We start from the raw sequence: 19,831 nt of genomic DNA on the forward strand, positions 1-19,831 counted from the left end.
TTTATGACAGTAACATAGATCTAAAAAAAAGCCTGAGGATTTGAGTAACTCAAGCTTCTTATTTTTGGTAATGATGAAGATGATGAGCGCTTCATTTTACCTGATTTAGAATCTCACAGGCTTGTAATAATGTTTCGTCTTTTTTAGCAAAACAAAAGCGAATTAAACGCAAATTTTCAGGGGCTTGCTTATAAAAAACAGACACCGGAATTGCCACAATTTTATGTTGTTCCGCTAAGAATTTACACATTTCCACATCATTTAAATCAGGGCGAATATCACTGTAATCTATATTTTGAAAGAACGTGCCTTGCGAAGGAATTAAACGAAATTCTGAATCTTGAATGCCTGAAATAAATAAATCTCGCTTATTTTGATAGAACTCAGATAAACCTGCGATATGTTCAGGATATTGTTGCATATATTGCGCTAAAGCCATTTGCACAGGGGTAACGCCACAGAAATTGGCGAATTGATAGACTTGGCGGAAGACTTGCATTAACTGTGGTGAAGCAACGCAATACCCCGTTTTCCAACCCGTGACATGAAAGGTTTTACCAAAAGAACCCACCACGAAACTTCGATCTCTTAATTCTGGAAATGAGAGCGCTGAATAATGTTGTTCGCCGTCATAGATGAGATGTTCATAGACTTCATCTGACAGCACAACAATATTTTTATCTTGAATCAGTTCAATCAAATTGAGCCAATCTTGTTTCGACCAAATTGCACCCGTTGGATTATGTGGGGTATTCACGATCACCATGCGGGTTTTATCGGTGATTGCAGATTTAACTTGATTCCAATCGACACAAAACTCAGGTGCATTCAGTGGGATATGAATGGCTTTAGCACCCACCAATTGCACACTCGGCGCATAGCTGTCATAGCTTGGATCGAAAATAATCACTTCATCATCTGCATGTACGATGGCTTGGATTGCAGAAAAGATAGCAATGGTTGCGCCCGCAGTGATGGTGATTTCGGTGATCGGGTCTAGTTTTAATTGGTCTCGATTTAAAAAGAGTTGTGCTAATTGTTCTCTTAACGGAACTAAGCCATCTCCAGCCGCATATTGGTTATAGCCTGCTAACGTGGCATCACTTAAAGCTTGTAGTAAATCAGGTGGCGCAGGGAAGTCTGGAAAACCTTGCGATAAATTTAAGGCATTTAGGCGTTGTGCCATTGCGGTCATGATGCTGAAAATGGTGACACCTTGAGCAGGAAGTTTAGAGTGGATTTCGATCATGACCAGACGAGTTTTATGAATGTGTTATATGCAGTTTAACAGGTCGTTTTTAACAGCAAAATAGGGTGTGGTGGTTGGTTTGTTGAAGAGATAAGAAAAGTATATGTAACGCTGTTATTTATAATTAAATTGGTGGTGGGATGTATGTTTTATAGGTTTGAAATATTTTTTTACATAATGATTTTTATGTGAGCTTAGCTGATATGTGCATGGTTGTATGGTAAGTTGAGACAATGATAAGGATGCAGATTGATTTTGCATAAGCTGTATCATGTTAATTTTAGTAAATCTTAACGTTATGGTCTATGTAAGCTAAAAAATAATACTTGATATTAAAATATAATTGCTATAAAAAATAAATCATAAATAATAAAAATTATGGATATTTTATCCATAAAATAGGGTTTTTATATGATTATTGATTTCACAGTATCAAATTTTTTATCTTTTAGAGAACCACAAACTTTAAGTTTTGTTGCTGATACTCCATACACAACTCATAGTGAGCACCTACTAGATACTCCTATTAAAGACTTAAAGTTACTAAAAACAGTTGTTATTTATGGTGCAAATGCATCAGGGAAGTCCAATCTTTTAAAAGCACTAGGTCAATTAAAATTTTTAGTTTTAACATCAGCACAAAACACTCCCAATGAAAAGTTGGTTGTTTCCTCATTTGCTCTAGACAAGCAAGTGCAAAAAGAGCCGTCTTTTTTTGAGATTAATTTCTTTTGTGATGATATTAAATATTGTTATTCTGTTCTTTTAGATTCAGAAAAAATTCACTATGAGTATCTATCCTACTTCCCTAAAAAATATAAGAAAAATGTATTTACACGAGATTTAACTGAATCTGGTGAATACGTATATAGTTTTGGTGAAGATTTAAAGCCTAAACGTATTTATGATGATATTGCATTAAAAACCTCAGATAACGTTCTTTTCTTGTCTAAAGCAGTCCAAGAGAATAGTAGGTTTTTAAAAAATATTTACGATTGGTTCGATTTAAAACTATCTGAAGAATCAACTTTAGAACAAGCAGCTAAAGTTATCGATACAGACAGCTCATACAAAGAGAAATTTTTAGAATTCCTTTCTAGCCAAGATATTAGTATCTTAGATGTTAGTATTGATAAATCATCCATTGCAGAAAAAATTTTAAGTAATCAACAAGATCTTTCTCCAGAAGTCAGAGAACGTGTGATTAAAAATTTTCAAGATAAGTTTGTCTTAGAAATTAAAACCTATCATAAAGATTCTGATGGTGATCTAATTCCTTTTGAATTTGACGCAGAATCTACGGGTACTCGAAAACTATTTCAAATTTCTCCGTTACTTCTAAACGGGAAAGGCGCATCCACTACATGTTTCTATGTAGATGAATTAAGTTCAGCACTACACCCCTTATTAGTTCGAAATTTCTTAAAAAAATTTCAAGAATCAACTAATAATCAAATGGTTTGTGTCACTCATGATACTCATTTAATTGATCCAAATAGTTTAAGAAAAGACCAAATTTACTTTGTAGAAAAAGACGATGAACAAGCTTCTTCTATTTATTCATTACTAGATTTTAACCCTCGTAATGATAGAGAAAATTGGGAATTACGCTACCTATCTGGCCGATATGGCGCCACACCTTTTTTGAATTAAGAGATATAGAGAGAGTTTTTAATGGGTAGTGACGATATTGAAAAAAAACGAAAATTGGAATGTCAAAAGTTAAGAGAATCTCGTAAGCAATCTAAGCGTGCTTCTCGTAACTTTAATGAGATTCCAAGAATATTAATATTAACTGAAGGCTTATCTGAGAAAATTTATTTTGAGAAGATAAAAAATATTCTTGGTCTGCAGACACTAGAAGTAGAAAAAAGTGCATATACAGATAGTGTGGGAATCATTAAAGAAGCTATTAGTATCTCTAAAGCAGAAGAAAAAATTGGAAATGAATTTAACTATATTTTTTGTATTTTTGACTTAGACACGGTTAAAAATAAAGAATATCTCGAAGTGATCTCTAGATATAAACCTAAATACACAAGAATCATTCCAATATATTCATTCCCTTGTATCGAGATTTGGTTCATCTTGCACTATGAAGTTTGTACTAAACCATTCGATTCAACAGGTAAAAAATCTATTGGTGATACAGCTAAAGACTACATAAGAAACAATTTTGAGCCTGACTACAATGAAACAAATAAAGAAATTATTGAAATCTTCGCAACGAGCTATAAGCAAGCTGCTCATAATTCTTCCAAGTTAGCACAAAGTCAACAAGCTGTTGAATCTAATAATCCAATAACAACTATTCATCAACTAATTTATTTACTGGAAAGGATACATAAGCGTTCAAGTAAATATATTTTTGAGAAATCTATTGAAGAATTCATTGAATCAAAAATATGAATATTTAACATAAAATCTCTTACACGAAATGCTTAAATCATCCCTTCTAGCATCAATATTTTAGTCAAAACCGTTCTAGAGTTCAGCACACTAGAACGGTTTTTTCATGATTATTCATGTAAGGCACTCACTCATTGCTCAATATTCTGCTCTATTGATTAGGCTTAATTAATAATAGGTATAGCCTAAAAATACTTTATTTTTCACGATAAATTTATTAACAAAAAAACCAATATAAAATGTATTAATAAATCAGTAAAAATAATAATATCTCATTTTGATACAACAACAATGGAAATGAAAAATGCCGAAGAAATATGGATTTAGTCGTTATTTATTGGGACTAACGGTTTGTTATTTATCTATAAATGCGATGGCAGATATCAACGTTTATGGTCCTGGTGGACCTGCACCTGCGATGCATGAGGCAGCAAAACAATTCCGAAAAAAGACGGGAATAGAAGTAAAAGTGACTGCGGGACCAACCCCGCAATGGGCTGATAAAGCCAAATTAGATGCAGATCTTATCTATAGTGGCTCTGAGGCGATGATGTCTGATTTTGAAAAAACATTCTCTGAGAGCATCGTTAAAGATTCAGTAGAACCACTATATTTACGACCTGCTGCGATTTTAGTCAGAAAAGGTAATCCTAAAAATATTAAAGGTTTTAAAGATTTAGCAAAACCAAATACAAAAGTACTAGTTACTCATGGCGCAGGGCAAGTAGGTATGTGGGAGGATATTGCAGGCAGAACGGGCAATATTCAATTAACCAAAGCATTCCGAAAAAATATCACGATGTATGCGCCTAACACAGGCATGGCTAAAAAAGCTTGGGAAGAAAATAGTCAGTATGACGCATGGTTAGTTTTTAATATTTGGGGTGTGAGTAATCCTGATATTGGTCAAATTGTTCCTATCGAGCCGCAATTGGTTGTTTATCGAGATACGGGTGTTGCATTGACACAACAAGGTTCAAAAAATGCAGAAGCGAAAAGCTTTATCGACTTTTTAAAGTCTCAACAAGGACATACGATATTTAAAAAATTTGGTTGGACAAAATAAACGAATTAAAACTTTTGTTAGACATTCAAAGACTGCTTGAGGGATGACCTAAGCAGTTTTGTTTGTATTGCCTTTGAAATTATGTCAATGAGATGGCTTATTTTCACGAAGGAGTAACCGATGTTTTATAAAATAAATAGATAATAAAAGTGTGTTATTTACACACCGAAACTATGTTGACTTGTCGTTTAATCCTAACTATAAATTATTGAATAAGAATTTTTAGTGATATTAAAAATGGAAAATAAATCAATTATATATAAAACCTTATGGGTTTCAGCACTCATTCTCAGTTTAGGATTTATTATTTCTGCAGGTGTGATTGGATATGCACTTAAGCAGTTTGGCGGTGACAAAAATTCAATTATCGTCAAAGGATTAGCTGAAAAACCAATACGATCTGATTTAGCACGTTGGGAAATCAATCTACGCACAAGTCATGCTTCAGACACGATTTCGGCATCTTATCAGTTACTCGATCAAGAAATAAAAGCCCTACAGAATTTTTTTATTGAGCATGGATTTAAAGCAACTGAGATGAAATTGGGCAATAAAAGCTCTCAACCTTATTATCAAGATGTTGAAAATGAAGACGGAAAAATGATCCGTGAATTTAGAGGTTATAATGCGATGCAATCTTTAGTGATTGATAGCCGTGATATTCAAAGGATAGAAAAAGCAGCAAAAGATGCGTATTTATTAGATGAAAAGGGCATTTCTATCGAGCAAGAACCGCAGTATTTGGTTTCTAATTTAGAAGAAATAAAAATGTCATTGATTGCCAATGCAACTAAAAATGCACATAGCCGAGCCAATGAATTTGCAAAAGTGGGTAATGTCCAAGTGGGTGCGATGCGTTCTGCAAGCCAAGGTGCATTTTATATTTTGCCTGAAAGTGGCTCTGATGATGATAGCGATTATGGTGGCGCATATGATAAGGCAACCATTAATAAAATTGCACGTGTTGTTGTAACGATCAACTATTCAATTGATTGATAATATGTTGATATTTTTAGATAAAGCAATGTATTGATTAAAAATGATTAAGAGCATTCTTCCAAAGATCATTTTTGAAGCTAAAATCATCATCTCTCATACTGGGCGGGTTATTGTGTATAAAAGAAAAAACTTCTCTTTTTTGTTCGGTATTTAATACATCTAATACATTTGGATTGTCTACAATATTATTTCCTATACTTTTTATGACTTCATCTTTAACAGTCGTACTTTTATTATCAAGTAATGAAATAGTATTTTTTACATCTTTACCATTTAAAATGGATGTCGCTAAATATGAGGATTCATTTGCACTCATTTCTTTTTGATTGAGTATATCTTTAATCATTGATTTTGTATCTTCTAGCGATGGATTCGTTGAAGCATATGAAGAGGATATTGCCTGTTTAACTTCATTTGCTATGTTTGGAGTATTTTTCAATTCATTAATATTAATTGCAATTTTTCTTCTAATGACATCATTTTCAGGCAGGTTTTTTTTAAGTTGTTGTTCTTGCTCTGTCAGTAAAGAAGCATTACTTAGCGCACCTATAGCTGCATTTTGGACAGAAGGGTCACTATTCTTTAGGAATGGTAAAATGTCATCAACAGCTTCTATGGGGTTTAGATTTGATAAATGTGCCAGTATTTCGCGCACGGCTGAAGCATCATTTTTATTTTCATTTAATAATTTTATAAGCCTTTGTATTTTATCAACACGATTATATTGTGGATTTTCATTTATATACATAAGCTCTTGAGCCCATTTAGGTGGGTTTATATTTGAAGGCTTTGGTTTTGATGTATTGCTTAAATTGCCATCCAAGGTATTAATTTGATGAGTAATTTGTTCTTTTGGAAGAGTATTTGATCTTGTATTTTTTTGTTCTACGTCGGTTTGATAGTTTCTATAAAAGAATATTAATACAATTAATATCAGAAGGATGGCGATACTTAAGAGGTATTTTATTTTGTTATTCATAATCTACAATTTCAAATTAGAGAGACACCCTCAAGAAATATTGAGGGTGAGAAAATCATCTTTTTAATAAGCGATTATGTTCTAGTGATCGTTAAAAGAGAACTCGTATAAGTTCCATTAGGTGTGCTACCGCCTAAATTACCATTCCCTGTTTGAGTATAGAGCCATTTAGTAAACCCATCACAACGGAAAGTACCTTTTTGCCAAGTGTAAGCAGTGCATGCTCCTGAAGAGTTATAGGATGAACAAACTTGTATTGCAGGAGATGGAGTAGATGAATAGAGCGTGTAAGCAACATGAGGTCGTTGAATATTTGAAATAGCTGTGATTTGATTCGCTGCGGAAGTATAAGGTTGTCTGAAACCAAAGCTAGATTTAGCTCTTGCTCCCCAATAAGTATCTGTTTTAAAACCTGAAACGGTTACGTATTGGACTACGTTTACATAAGGTGTTTCATTCATGACCTGAACCACATTATTAGTGCTAACAAGTAGCCCTGTATGTCCTAAACTCCCTAATCCGTAAACAGATAGATCTCGACCAAGAACATCACCAGTTTTGATAGGATTTCCTGCTGCAAAAGCAATAGATGTTGTCATTGTGAATAGAGATATTAATAATATTTTTTTCATTTTGTTGCTTCTTTTTTAGTTAAAATTTTATGCAAGTATATGTGTTTATTTTTAAGTTTTTATAAATAATTGTAGTATTTTGTTTAAAATTTATTTAAAAATTTAAGAGATTCATTTTAACTTATTGATACCCTTTGTGATTCTATCAGGATAGATTGTGCTTGATGGAACGATATTTTGATGACTTTTTTAAGTATTAATCGTTTTTATGACCTCTTTAACTCGTTCATATTCAAATCACAAAATCAATCACAGCACGAATTACACCAAGCGTTAGACCGATAAATGCACCGACCACCACACCATTGACGCGAATCATGTGTAAGTCGCCACCGACTTCATTTTCAATCTTAGCGATCATTTCAGTAGAGTCCCATTCATGAATGCGTTGACTAATAAAACGAATGACTTTTTCACTGTATTGATCACTCAAATTCACAGCAATACCACTAATTCGATCATTCAATAAATCACGAACAGATTGATTCTGAATCAAGTTTTCACCAACTTGTTGAATGGCAATACGGAGGTTCATCGCAATACCTGAATCTGCTTTCATTAGGTCAGATTTAATTGCATCACATAAAATGACCACAGCACCAGTGATAAAGTTCAGTACAGATTCACTGTCTAAAAGCGCATTTTTGGTTTCATTTAGACGAATACTTGCAGTGCTGTGATTGTCGGAGAGTTGTAGCATGACATGATGAGCAGCTTCTTCAATTTTTTGGCGAATCGGATGTTCTTCATCAGCCAACATGGATTCAACTTTTTCAATTACAGAATCAATAGTGCGTTGTTCAACATCGATTCCGATCCAGCTTGCGCCTTTGGCCAGACGAGAAACACCGAGTTCCTTAAACAGTACTTGAGTGAGTTCACGAGTTTTTTCAGGATGTGTCATCATCCATTCATGGGCTAAATCTAGTCCACGTTGCAATACATCTTGATGGAAATCATTTTCTAAAACGGCACGTAGCATTTCACTGGCAAGATTATTGATTCGTGTATTACGCACCCATTGCACGCTGTTATTTTGAATAAAGCGCCCAATTTGTTCTTGCCCAACAAATTCAAAAATTTTAGGTAAAGTCTGTTGAATCACTTCAACGACTTGAGTGTTGTTTTGTGGGTTCGCAAGCCATTGCCCTACAGCTAAACTGAGATCGGTACTTTTTAAACTACTTTCTACAACCTGTGGGGAAAGAAAGTTTTCTTGAACAAACTTCCCCATAGATTCAGCGATACGGGCTTTATTTCGAGGAATGATTTCCGTATGGTCACGTAAAAAATTAGGAATCGGAATTTTCCCAAAAGGATTACGAAATAGAACCGTGATCGCATACCAGTCCGCTAAGCCACCAACCACACCTGCTTCTGCACCGAGCATGAGGATATGAATGAACCATGCGTATTCAGGCAGGAGCTTGGCTGTAAAAATCAGAATAATCCAAGACACGACTGCAACGATTAATGCAATCGTCGCAAAGCGTTTACTACGATCCAAGCTCGGAATAGTATGTTGTTCTATTTCGCCCATTCATATGCCTAAAAATAATTATTTAGAGGATGTTACCGCAACAGGTTGGGGTTGAAGTACTTGTCCTGTCGGACTAACACCATATTTTTGTCCTAAAGATTGTAAAATCAGACGAGCGTCAAAAGCATCGTTAGGTGCTGATTTTTTATCTTTATAACATTCAATGCTATAAGACACTTGAATCGGGTCAACGGTCACTACTTGTGGAATATCATAAAACGGGTCATAAAAGCCGCCCAAACGTCTATATCCATAACCATAGGGTGGATACATCGGGGTTGGATAAACCACAGCTTTACGTGGCGGTTGATTACGATTACTTGGATCATCAAGCACTTTAAAGAATTGAAATCCGTTGAGTGCTGCTGTTTGTGCAGATTTGAGTAGGGTAATTTCTTCAGCTGTTCCAAAACTCATGTCGCTTTTGGCTCTAAAACTGACACGATAACTGTGATCATTGAGTGGAACAGTTGAATATTGTCCAAGTTGATCAAAGGTTCGAGGCTTGCTTGGTGACATTGCACAGCCTGTCATTGTGAGTACTGCCACCATAGTCAGACCGATGAGTGTTTTTTTCATGTGTCGCTCCTTTCCACTCTTCAGATGGATCAGTAATTTTAATCTCTATATTGTTCTAAAATGAGGGATTGATAATGAATTTCAAGAAGATTTTTGTTAATTCACCCTATTGTACATGGCTAAGAGGGATTACAGCGTCAGGAATTGGAACGAAGAAAATATTGCTTTACAAAATCGCTTTCAAAATAGTTTTTGGAAAATAAAAAGCCTTGTTGAGTTACTCAATTTACACAGTTATAGAACTGGTTTTTTATTGTTTTTATTTTGAGACTGATTTAAATCATTTTCAAAAATTAAAGGTATATAAAATGGGAGTCTAGCTCCCATTTCAATTGTTTCTCTATTGCTTACACTACCACTTATTTTCTCTAAAATCTGGTTTTAGAAGATGCTGCTGGCATAGATATTTTTAAGATCAGCTTCTCTTAACTATTTATTAAAGAGATGATGCAGCCTTCAAAATAAAGTTAGCCACTTCTTCTGGCTTAGAAGCCAGCGAAGCATGGCTTGCATCAAGCTCGATGATCTCTTTAGGATTCATTCTTGCAGACATCTTTCTTTGGTTTTCAGGTGCGATCATGCGATCCTGAGTTGAAACTTGGTACCAACATGGTTTGGTTTTCCATGCAGGATTTGTGATGTTATCGCCAAAGGTGCTTGCAAGCGGTGCTTTTTGAGCAACAGCCATGGCTAAGGATTCAGTAGGGTCTAAATCTTGACAGAAACTTTCATGATATTTGTCTGCAACAACCCATAAGTAACCATCGCTGTCTGGTGCAAGATTTGCAGCAGCTTCAGGCAAATGTTGTTGCGTAATCATACCTGGGCTTTCGCCAGTATCAGGTGCAAATGCAGCGATGTAGACTAGACCAGCGACTTTATCGTTATTGCCCGCTTCGGTAATGACAGCGCCACCGTATGAGTGACCTACTAATAATACTGGGCCTTCAATTTGATTAATCATCTTTGTGGTTCTTTCAACATCATCAGCTAGAGATGTTAAAGGAACTTCAACCGCTTTAACTTGGTAATTTTGCTTTACCAATAAAGGAATAACGTGTTGCCAGTGCAGGGAATTACCCCAAAATCCATGTACTAATACAATTGTAGGCTGAGCCATGTTTTTTCTGTCCTTATTGATGTTGTTCACAAAGAATATCTGAGCTTTTTGAACGGATATACGATATTTTTGTAATTTAAATGAATAAGTTATTCTTTTAAAATTAATAACTCATTCATGTGAAACTATTTAAATGTATCCGATAAATTTCAGACCTTAATTCGATTTAAAAATAAAAATTAAAGTCATGAAATTTGTATAGATTGGCGGTTTTATCAGAAATGACTATTGGGCTGTTTTAAGAATTCAATTTCTTCTGCGGTTGATTCACGTCCTAAAATAGTATTGCGATGCGGGTAACGTCCAAAACGATCAATAATAACCTTATGTTTTTTCTCAAAATCTAAGTTAATTGGATTGCCTAATGCTTCGAACAGTTGTAATGCCTGTTCATGGATAATTTTTGATTCACTATGCATAAAGGGCATATATAAAAATGAACGTTGTTCAGGACTTAAGTCTTTATCTAACCCTAAGTGAATCACTTCTTGTGCCAAAGCAAGAGCTAAAGGATCTTGTGTAAAAGATGCTACTTTATCGCGGTAAATATTACGAGAAAATTGATCTAGAACAATAATTTCAGCCAGTCTGCCTTCAGCACTCTCACGCCATGTCCAAAGTTCACATTGACGAGCTTGTTCAAGAGTGGTTGCAAATTGTTGATGCAGTTTTTGGTCAAAAGCATCACTTTTCGCAAACCAAAAGGGTTGAGTTTCAGGATTAAACCAAAAATCGAGAACAGTTTGATAATTCATAATATTTACAACTTATTAGCAGAGTTTTTTCTATCAAAGCACAAATTTTAAATGTCTTGTAGTCAGTATTTGTGATAAAAAATAACTGAAATAAGATGAATTATCAGCTCAAAAGTATTCTATCTATACATGTATATCGATAATTCACGTTATACTGCGCTCATCAAAAACATTTTATTTTAAAAAGTTCTTTAAGATAAGCGAGTAAGTAATGAGTCAACCCGAAGTGATTTCCCAATCTATTTTACCAACTTGGGTGGATTCTACCTTATTCAATGGTATGTTACGTGGCATTGAGCGTGAAAGCTTGCGTATGCAGAGTAATGGCTTTTTATCTCAGGCAGATCATCCTCGCAGTTTAGGTTCGGCTTTAACCCATCCACATATCACCACAGACTATTCAGAAGCGCTGATGGAATTCATTACGCCACCGAAAGAGAGTATTCCTGAGGCATTAAATTTTTTAACTGATATTCATGCAGTAGTGCATAGTCATTTAGAAAATGATGAAAAATTGTGGCCCTTATCTATGCCATGCATGCTAGATGATCAAGAAGAAAATATTCGTTTAGCTCAATATGGCAGTTCAAATATTGGTAAATTTAAAACTTTATATCGTCATGGTTTAGGCATTCGTTATGGTCGCCGTATGCAGACTATTTCGGGTGTGCATTATAATGTATCTTTCCCTGATCACTTATTTCAACAATTACAAGAACATGAAACAGATGAAGCATTAAGACAATTAAGTTTACAAGATTATCGTAGTCACCGTTATTTGGGATTGGTTCGTAACTTTATTCGTTTAACGCCTTTAGTGATGTATTTGGTCGGTTCAAGTCCTTCTGTTTGTAAATGTTTTATGACAGGACGTGAACATCAACTGTTACCTTTGATTAAAGGCACACTATTTTTACCGTATGCAACCGCATTGCGTATGGGGCGTTTTGGTTACCAAAATTCTGCGCAAAAACAATTGGGTATTCATTATAACAACTTAGAAAGTTATGTTGCAGAGCTGCAAAAAGCAGTCAATACACCTTATGCTCAGTTTAGTCGTTTAGGCTTAAATGATGAAAATGGCGAACCGATTCAAATCAATGATCACGTTTTACAAATTGAAAATGAATACTACAGTCTAGTGCGTCCTAAACAAGTGCCACAAGCAGGTGAAACACCGTCTCAAGCTTTGGCAAATCGTGGAATTGGCTATGTGGAATTACGTGCTGTTGATGTGAATCCATATAGTGCGATTGGAATCAATGAAGACACGGCTGGTTTCTTAGAAGTTTTGGCATTGTATTGCTTGCTCAAAGACAGTCCTGAGCTTTTAGATGCTGAGCAAGATGTGATTGAACAAAATCAGGCTGAAGTGGTGAATCGTGGTCGTGCGCCCAATGCAAAAATTTTAGAAGCAGGGCAGGAATATCCATTAACAGAATGGATTCAGCAGCATGTCACAGCGATGCAACCTTTGGCGGATATTTTAAATCAAAGCTATGCGACTGATTTGTATGGTAAAGCATTGCTGGAAATGCAAAGTCGTATTGATGATGTTGATGAAACGCTATCTGCTCATGTGATTGCAGATACGATGGAACAAGGTGGAACATGGAACTTTGGTAGTTTTATGGCAAATCAACACCTTAATTTTTACGAACAACATGTATTAAGTGCTGAAACTTTAGCGTATTTTGAGCAACTTGCGCAGACTTCACTGCAAAATCAACAGCAACTTGAGCAAGAAAAAGAGATCAGTTTTGACGAATATCTTGCCAAGTTTAGATAATCAAAGATAAAAAATTAAGAGGAAATTCCATGCAATGGCGTAGTTATCGCTTCGTGAGTGGTTTTTTGTTTTTAGCCAGTGTGATTGGTATGGCATTTGCGCTGTATTTAGAGCATGTTCAAGGGCTTGAGCCTTGTCCGCTATGTGTTTTTCAACGGATTGGTTTAATTGGCTTAGGGGCAATTTCACTGATTGCTTTTTTACACAATCCTAAAAGTAATGCTTTTAAACGAATTTATAGCTTTTTGGGATTGGCTGCGATTAGTTGGTCAGCAGGTGTCGCTGCGCGTCATGTCTGGTTACAAAACCTACCGAAAGACCAAGTGCCAAGTTGTGGGCCTGGTTTGGATTATTGGGTTGAAACTTTACCGCTAAAATCTGTATTTGAAAATGTTTTAAAAGGTTCTGGTGAATGTGCCATGGTCGATTGGACGTTCTTGGGACAGTCCTTACCAGTATGGTCATTCCTTTTCTTCGCTGTACTAGCGTTGATTAGCCTTTGGCAATTATTTAGAAAATATCCAAAATAATTTGTTGTTGTCGAAGTTGTAAAAATTGCCAGTATTTATTTAATGCTGATCAGCTAAAACTAATTTAGTAGTTACTCATCTAAGAATCTCCCTAACCCCTCTTTAAAAAAAGAGGGGAATTATTGAGAATTTAAAATAATTTTAGATTCTGGATACCCCCTCCTTTATCAAAGGAGGGTTGGGGAGGATTAAAAAGGCTTAACATGATCAGCATTCAAAACCAAACATAAACTCAGCTTTTGAAAGCCTATTAAGTTTCTACAATACCTTGCATGCTTTCTAATTTAATCAAATATTTACGAATTTGTTCTTCTGCAATTTCATCATGATGAGGATAGAACCATTTTGCAATTTGTTCAGCAACATCAGGATGGAACTGAATATCAAAATGATTCAGCCCATAAAATACAGCTTTGTGTGATTCAGGTAGTTTCAATTGAAAACGTGGATTTGGGTGTTCACCTAAAGCACTTTTTACACTGACTAGGTAATCACCAATCACTTTTAAAGTGCGATTCTTGCGATTTTCAAACTCTAAAGTGCCTGCAATTAAGAAAGTATTGATATGTGAAGGTAATGGCGCAGGTTTACGATTGTCATCGACTAAACCAATACGTGCATTATTATGTTCCCAATCATCATCACGGACACTACCAAAACGCAAATCTAAAATTCCGTTGCTGCGAATATTTACCACATGACTGATAATTTTAACAATCGGGAAGTTGCCAATTTTATCTTGGATTGCAAAACCAAAACGTTCTAATACTGCGCCATGGTGTGGTGAGCCGATGCACACTAGATTTTCCACCATGTGGAACCATTGCTGCATATTTTGTTTACCGTAGAACAATGCGCTACGACACACTAAACCACCCATGCTGTGGCCAATCAAATCAATACTGGTAATGCGTGGATTACGTTTTACTAAATCTTCTAATAGATTAGACAACGAACGGCCATTGGCAGAGATTCTTCGCCCAGTATTGTAATTAAAATACAACATGGTGTTATTATCACGTTGCGCTAATAATTTTTCACCAATACCGCCATTGCCACGATTGGTCCAGTCTAAATGATTCATGCATAGACCATGAGTGAAAATAACCACACGACCTGCTAAATCACCCTGTTGCAAAGCACCATAATGATCATATAAAACAGGGGAAAGCGCCAAAGGATTATGGGTTGTCAATAAATAATCACCCAGCACACCATTTAAAGCACTCACTAAAAATGTCATATGCGCTGTTAAAGGCTTTTCATGTAGATTTGGAAAGCGTTCAATGGTCTTTCTTAGAATTGGTGCCAGTAGATGGCTACCATAGTTTTGTAAAGCGTTATAACCGATCTTATAAAGTTTATCGACTACTGGACGTGATTGAAATCGTTTGGCTTTTTGCTTACTCAAACCAAAAATACTGAGCAACATTTCACGTTGGATTGACAGGATAAAGTCTTGGACAACACCACTTAAAGGTGTGCTGACAAGTTGTGCTAAGCCTTCCAATACATCTGCCTGACTAGGAGGCGAACGATCCCACTTACAGTAGGTTTCGTGTAAAGGGGTTAAACTTGGCATTGTTGTTTTCCTCATCCTGATTGATCATCTGTCAAAGCTTTATTTTTTGACAAGATCAATGTATAAATTCCTAGTCAATCGGCTTATGCTGTTCGTCCTGAACAATGTTTAAAATACTCTTGATTGTATTTAAGTTTTAATTTTTTTGTCTGACAATACAGCGTCATATACAAATTAAAACGGAATGTGATGTATTTCACATAAATATAAAATGGTATTGATTATAAAAGCAACCTAAACGAATGAATATTATTTACTTACATGGTTTTAAAAGTAGCGCTTTATCGATAAAAGGGCAATTACTAAATGACTATTGCCATTGTCATTCGTCACATAATGTCCATTTGCCCGATTTGAATATGCAACCGCAAGATGTTTTAGATAAAATTTCAAACTTAATTGAACAATTTGATGATGTTGCATTGGTGGGCAGCAGTTTAGGTGGCTTTTATGCGACACAGATGGTCGCAAAGTATGGCATTCCTGCTGTTTTAATTAACCCAGCTATGCGACCATGGCAGCTATTTCGTGATTTATTTGGAATTGAGCAAATTCCCTATCCAGTTACGGAACAGTGGACTTTAGATGACTCACAACTTGATCATTTAGAACGTATCGCAGTGCCATTTGTGCAAGATGCAGACAAAATATTGCTATTGCTGCAACAAGGTGATGAAGTTTTGGATTATCGTGAAGCGGAACAGTATTATAGTACCGCTCCACATACATCGTTGGTCATGACAGAAATGCATGGCAACCATGCCATGGAAGATTTTGCAGATAAAATACCGATGATTTTGGAGTTTCTATCCTACTCCGTAGCATATAAGGAAAAACATTAACGTGTCTCAATATACGGCTCAATCACTTGAAGTTTTATCGGGTTTAGATCCTGTTCGTCGACGTCCAGGTATGTATACCGATACCACTCGTCCAAACCATTTGGCGCAAGAAGTTATTGATAATGCTGTCGATGAGGCACTTGCAGGACATGCCAATAAAATCACAGTGACAGTCTATAAAGATGGTTCATTGTCTGTGGAAGACAATGGTCGTGGTATGCCCGTCGATATTCACCCTGAATATGGACAAAGTGGGATTGAAATTATTCTGACCAAATTGCATGCAGGCGGCAAATTCAGCACTGATAACTACCAATTTTCAGGTGGTTTGCATGGTGTTGGGATCTCTGTGGTGAATGCATTATCCGATCGAGTTGAAGTAGAAGTTCAACGTCAGGGTAATCTGTATAAGATGGCATTTGAGCGTGGTGAACCTGTTGCACCTTTAGAGATTTTTGAAGGTAAAGTGGCGAAACGTGCGACAGGAACAACAGTTCGTTTTTGGCCAGAAGCGAAATATTTTGATTCACCTAAATTTGCATTAAAAGCGTTAAAACATAATCTTAAAGCCAAAGCAGTGCTTGCTGCGGGTTTGCAGATTAATTATATCGATCAAATCAACGATGAAAAAATAGAATGGCAGTTTGAAAATGGTCTTGTTGACTATTTGATGGATGAGCTTGAAGATCGAGAAATTATTCCAGATCCTGCTTTCGTTGCAAGTGGTGATGCAGACCGTGCTAGTGCTGAATTTGCAATTTGTTGGAATGCTGAGGGTGGAGAGCAGATTCAAGAAAGTTATGTCAATTTGATTCCAACTGCGCAAGGCGGTACGCATGTCAATGGCTTACGTTCAGGTGTAACCGATGCAATGCGTGAGTTTTGTGAATTACGTAATCTATTACCACGTAATATGAAATTGTCTGCGGAAGATGTTTGGGATGGGGTTAATTTTATCCTTTCTCTTAAATTCCAAGAACCTCAGTTCTCAGGACAGACCAAAGAGCGTCTTTCTAGCCGTGAAGCGGTTAATATTGTATTGAATATTGCCAAAGATGCTTTTGCTTTATGGCTCAATCAAAACTCTGATGTGGCAATGCAATTGGCTGAATTGGCGATTGCTAAAGCGGGTCGTCGTTTAAAAGCAGCTAAAAAAGTTGAACGGAAGAAAATTGTTTCAGGGCCTGCTTTACCGGGTAAATTGGCAGACTGTGTAGGTCATTCACTTGCAGAATCTGAACTCTTTATTGTGGAAGGTGATTCTGCGGGTGGTTCTGCAAAACAGGCACGGGATAAAAACTTCCAAGCAATCATGCCAATACGTGGAAAAATCTTAAATACTTGGGAAGTGTCTTCTGACGAAGTTCTCGCTTCGCAAGAAGTACATGATATTGCGATCGCAATTGGTGTCGATCCGGGCAGTGATGATCTTTCCGAGCTACGTTATGGCAAAGTGTGTATTCTTGCCGATGCTGATTCGGATGGTCTGCATATCGCAACTTTGTTATGTGCATTATTCGTTAAACATTTCACGAACTTGGTCGAAGCAGGACATTTATTTGTTGCGATGCCACCATTGTTCCGTATTGATGATAATAAAGATGTGTATTACGCGCTTGATGAAGATGAGTTAGAAGCTATATTAAAGAAAGTTAAAACCAAAAACCCACAAATCACACGATTTAAAGGTTTGGGTGAGATGAATGCCAGCCAATTGCGTGAAACCACAATGGATCCGAATACTCGTCGTTTAGTGCAGTTGGATTTGGATGATATTCATTTTACCGCAGGTTTATTGGATAAATTACTTGCCAAGAAGCGTTCTGCAGACCGTAAACATTGGTTAGAACAGAAAGGTAATTTGGCTGATTTAGCGGTTTAGATTTTTAAAGACTGCGTTTAATACTCAAATGTAGTACAAAAAAGCTCGCAGTATGTGTAATGCCAGTCAGTTAAGAGTAATTTAGTCGTTACTCATCTAGAAATCTCCCCTAACCCCTCTTTAAAAAAGAGGGGAACTATTGGGAATTTAAAATAATTTTAGATTCTTGATACTCCCTCCTTTGAAAAAGGTGAGGAGCATGCTCCGCAAGGGGGAGGATTTAAAAAGGCTTAACTGATCAGCATTACGCATCATGCGGGCTTTTTTACGCAGTATGAAAACTGAAGAAATAAAACAATAAAGGTGCAAGCCACTGCTTATAAATGCACCAAATTATGACGAGTAAAATTTTAATTTGTATGCAACGTTGTATACAAGATGCATATTTAAATCGACGAAATAGAATAAATTTTTATAAAACAATGGTTTGATTTGTTGGCATGGAAATTGAATAACAACGATATAAATAAACACAACTCGAAAGGTTTGGAGAAAAGAATGATGTTCCAAAATAATATGCTTTCAAAAGCACTCTTGGCGACAACAATAATGGGGAGCATGGCTTTAACGGCTTGTTCGAAACCTGCTGACAAAGCTGAATCTAAAGCGACAACTGAAACCAAAGCAGCTGCTACCAGTGGCGATACCATTAAAGTCGGTATTTTACATTCATTGTCAGGAACGATGGCGATTTCAGAAACTTCATTGAAAGATACGGCACTTATGGCAATCAATGAGATCAATGCCAAAGGTGGAGTGATGGGGAAAAAGCTTGAACCTGTCGTGGTTGATCCAGCATCGGATTGGCCATTATTTGCTGAAAAAACACGCCAGTTAATTACTCAAGATAAAGTTGCGGTGATTTTTGGATGTTGGACATCGGTCTCACGTAAATCTGTGCTTCCAGTAGTTGAAGAGCTGAATGGCTTATTGTTCTATCCTGTGCAGTATGAAGGGCAAGAGCAATCAAAAAATATTTTCTATACAGGTGCAGCACCCAACCAACAAGCGATTCCTGCTGTGGAATATTTAATGAGTGATGAGGGTGGTAAAGCGCAACGTTTTGTATTACTTGGTACAGACTATGTTTACCCTCGAACCACCAATAAAATCCTACGCGCATTTTTAAAGTCTAAAGGCATTGCAGATGCGGACATCATGGAGGAATACACACCATTTGGTCATAGCAATTATCAAACCATTGTCGGCAATATCAAAAAATTCTCAGCAGGCAAAAAGACGGCTGTTATCTCAACCATTAATGGCGATTCGAATGTGCCTTTCTATCGTGAGCTAGGCAATCAAGGTATTAAAGCTTCCGATATTCCTGTGATGGCTTTCTCTGTAGGTGAAGAAGAATTGCGTGGAATTGACACCAAGCCATTGGTTGGACATTTAGCGTCATGGAATTACTTCATGTCAGTGAAGAATCCAGTGAATACTGAATTCGTGAATAAAATGAAGCAGTACGCTGTTGAATACAAACTGCCAAATGCCAATAAAATGGTGACCAATGACCCAATGGAAGCAACTTATGTGGGGATCAACATGTGGAAGCAAGCCGTAGAAAAAGCAGGTAGCACAGATGTTGATAAAGTTCGGGAAGCAATGGCAGGTCAAACGTTTAAAGCACCATCGGGTTATACCTTAACCATGGATGCGACCAATCATCATCTTCATAAGCCAGTCATGATTGGTCAAATTCGAGGTGATGGTCAATTTGATGTGGTTTACAAATCACCACAACCAATCAAGGCTGAGCCTTGGAGTCCTTACATCCCTAAATAATAAATAAGCACTGCAAAGCCTGATGTACATAACAGGCTTTGCAGTAGCAAAGATTGCCTTTTCAGCAAATTTAAACAAAAAGGGGGCGTT

General features: G+C 36.3%; 17 protein-coding genes. 9 read left to right on the forward strand and 8 right to left on the reverse strand.

What is annotated here, in order from left to right; translation table 11 throughout:
* Positions 1-91: 91 nt before the first annotated feature.
* Positions 92-1,249: a methionine aminotransferase gene (locus GGG_RS0103375; protein WP_010112252.1), complete on the reverse strand. Its 1,158-nt coding sequence runs from the start codon at positions 1,247-1,249 to the stop codon at positions 92-94.
* 411 nt (positions 1,250-1,660) lie between these two features.
* Between GGG_RS0103375 and GGG_RS0103380 the strand changes: the two genes are divergently transcribed.
* The 4 genes from GGG_RS0103380 to GGG_RS0103395 all read left to right on the forward strand — a co-directional run bounded on the left by GGG_RS0103380 (position 1,661) and on the right by GGG_RS0103395 (position 5,720).
* Entirely contained in the window at positions 1,661-2,902 is a 1,242-nt protein-coding gene (locus GGG_RS0103380; RefSeq protein ID WP_010112253.1) for an ATP/GTP-binding protein, read from the forward strand.
* A 21-nt stretch (positions 2,903-2,923) separates the two neighbouring features.
* Complete coding sequence (locus tag GGG_RS0103385; RefSeq protein ID WP_010112254.1) at positions 2,924-3,658, forward strand: RloB family protein; 735 nt, start codon at positions 2,924-2,926, stop codon at positions 3,656-3,658.
* 304 nt (positions 3,659-3,962) lie between these two features.
* Positions 3,963-4,724 carry a substrate-binding domain-containing protein gene (locus GGG_RS0103390; RefSeq protein ID WP_010112256.1) on the forward strand — a complete coding sequence of 254 codons (762 nt, stop codon included), beginning with the start codon at positions 3,963-3,965 and terminating at the stop codon, positions 4,722-4,724.
* 237 nt (positions 4,725-4,961) lie between these two features.
* Complete coding sequence (locus GGG_RS0103395) at positions 4,962-5,720, forward strand: SIMPL domain-containing protein (protein WP_010112258.1); 759 nt, start codon at positions 4,962-4,964, stop codon at positions 5,718-5,720.
* A 37-nt stretch (positions 5,721-5,757) separates the two neighbouring features.
* Here GGG_RS0103395 and GGG_RS0103400 read toward each other — a convergent pair whose 3' ends face one another.
* From GGG_RS0103400 to GGG_RS0103430, 6 genes are all read right to left on the reverse strand, one after another.
* Complete coding sequence (locus GGG_RS0103400) at positions 5,758-6,702, reverse strand: HEAT repeat domain-containing protein (protein WP_010112259.1); 945 nt, start codon at positions 6,700-6,702, stop codon at positions 5,758-5,760.
* A 74-nt stretch (positions 6,703-6,776) separates the two neighbouring features.
* Positions 6,777-7,301: a hypothetical protein gene (locus tag GGG_RS19445; protein WP_227500478.1), complete on the reverse strand. Its 525-nt coding sequence runs from the start codon at positions 7,299-7,301 to the stop codon at positions 6,777-6,779.
* A gap of 265 nt (positions 7,302-7,566) precedes the next feature.
* Positions 7,567-8,874, reverse strand: a complete 1,308-nt coding sequence (locus tag GGG_RS0103410) for a DUF445 domain-containing protein (RefSeq protein ID WP_010112261.1) — start codon at positions 8,872-8,874, stop codon at positions 7,567-7,569.
* A gap of 18 nt (positions 8,875-8,892) precedes the next feature.
* Positions 8,893-9,453, reverse strand: a complete 561-nt coding sequence (locus GGG_RS0103415) for a hypothetical protein (protein ID WP_010112262.1) — start codon at positions 9,451-9,453, stop codon at positions 8,893-8,895.
* 436 nt (positions 9,454-9,889) lie between these two features.
* Complete coding sequence (locus tag GGG_RS0103425; protein ID WP_010112264.1) at positions 9,890-10,573, reverse strand: alpha/beta hydrolase; 684 nt, start codon at positions 10,571-10,573, stop codon at positions 9,890-9,892.
* 215 nt (positions 10,574-10,788) lie between these two features.
* Positions 10,789-11,328, reverse strand: coding sequence for a DUF924 family protein (locus GGG_RS0103430; RefSeq protein WP_010112265.1), 540 nt, complete (start codon positions 11,326-11,328; stop codon positions 10,789-10,791).
* A 211-nt stretch (positions 11,329-11,539) separates the two neighbouring features.
* Here GGG_RS0103430 and gshA point away from each other — a divergent pair, with 211 nt between their 5' ends.
* Together gshA and GGG_RS0103440 are read left to right on the forward strand one after the other, a co-directional pair.
* Complete coding sequence (gene gshA / locus GGG_RS0103435; RefSeq protein WP_010112266.1) at positions 11,540-13,117, forward strand: glutamate--cysteine ligase; 1,578 nt, start codon at positions 11,540-11,542, stop codon at positions 13,115-13,117.
* Between the two features lie 29 nt (positions 13,118-13,146).
* Entirely contained in the window at positions 13,147-13,647 is a 501-nt protein-coding gene (locus tag GGG_RS0103440) for a disulfide bond formation protein B (RefSeq protein ID WP_010112267.1), read from the forward strand.
* Between the two features lie 250 nt (positions 13,648-13,897).
* On the opposite strand, the gene GGG_RS0103445 is transcribed toward GGG_RS0103440, so the two are convergent.
* Positions 13,898-15,229: an alpha/beta hydrolase gene (locus tag GGG_RS0103445; RefSeq protein ID WP_010112268.1), complete on the reverse strand. Its 1,332-nt coding sequence runs from the start codon at positions 15,227-15,229 to the stop codon at positions 13,898-13,900.
* Positions 15,230-15,471: 242 nt separating this feature from the next.
* Here GGG_RS0103445 and GGG_RS0103450 point away from each other — a divergent pair, with 242 nt between their 5' ends.
* From GGG_RS0103450 to urtA, 3 genes are all read left to right on the forward strand, one after another.
* Entirely contained in the window at positions 15,472-16,071 is a 600-nt protein-coding gene (locus GGG_RS0103450; protein WP_010112270.1) for a YqiA/YcfP family alpha/beta fold hydrolase, read from the forward strand.
* A gap of 1 nt (position 16,072) precedes the next feature.
* Positions 16,073-17,953 (forward strand): DNA topoisomerase IV subunit B, encoded by a 1,881-nt coding sequence (parE, locus tag GGG_RS0103455; protein WP_010112272.1) that lies wholly within the window; start codon positions 16,073-16,075, stop codon positions 17,951-17,953.
* A gap of 501 nt (positions 17,954-18,454) precedes the next feature.
* Entirely contained in the window at positions 18,455-19,741 is a 1,287-nt protein-coding gene (urtA, locus tag GGG_RS0103460) for an urea ABC transporter substrate-binding protein (protein WP_029574423.1), read from the forward strand.
* Positions 19,742-19,831: the final 90 nt, after the last annotated feature.

The organism is Acinetobacter sp. P8-3-8 (genome assembly GCF_000214135.1).
Lineage (GTDB): Bacteria > Pseudomonadota > Gammaproteobacteria > Pseudomonadales > Moraxellaceae > Acinetobacter.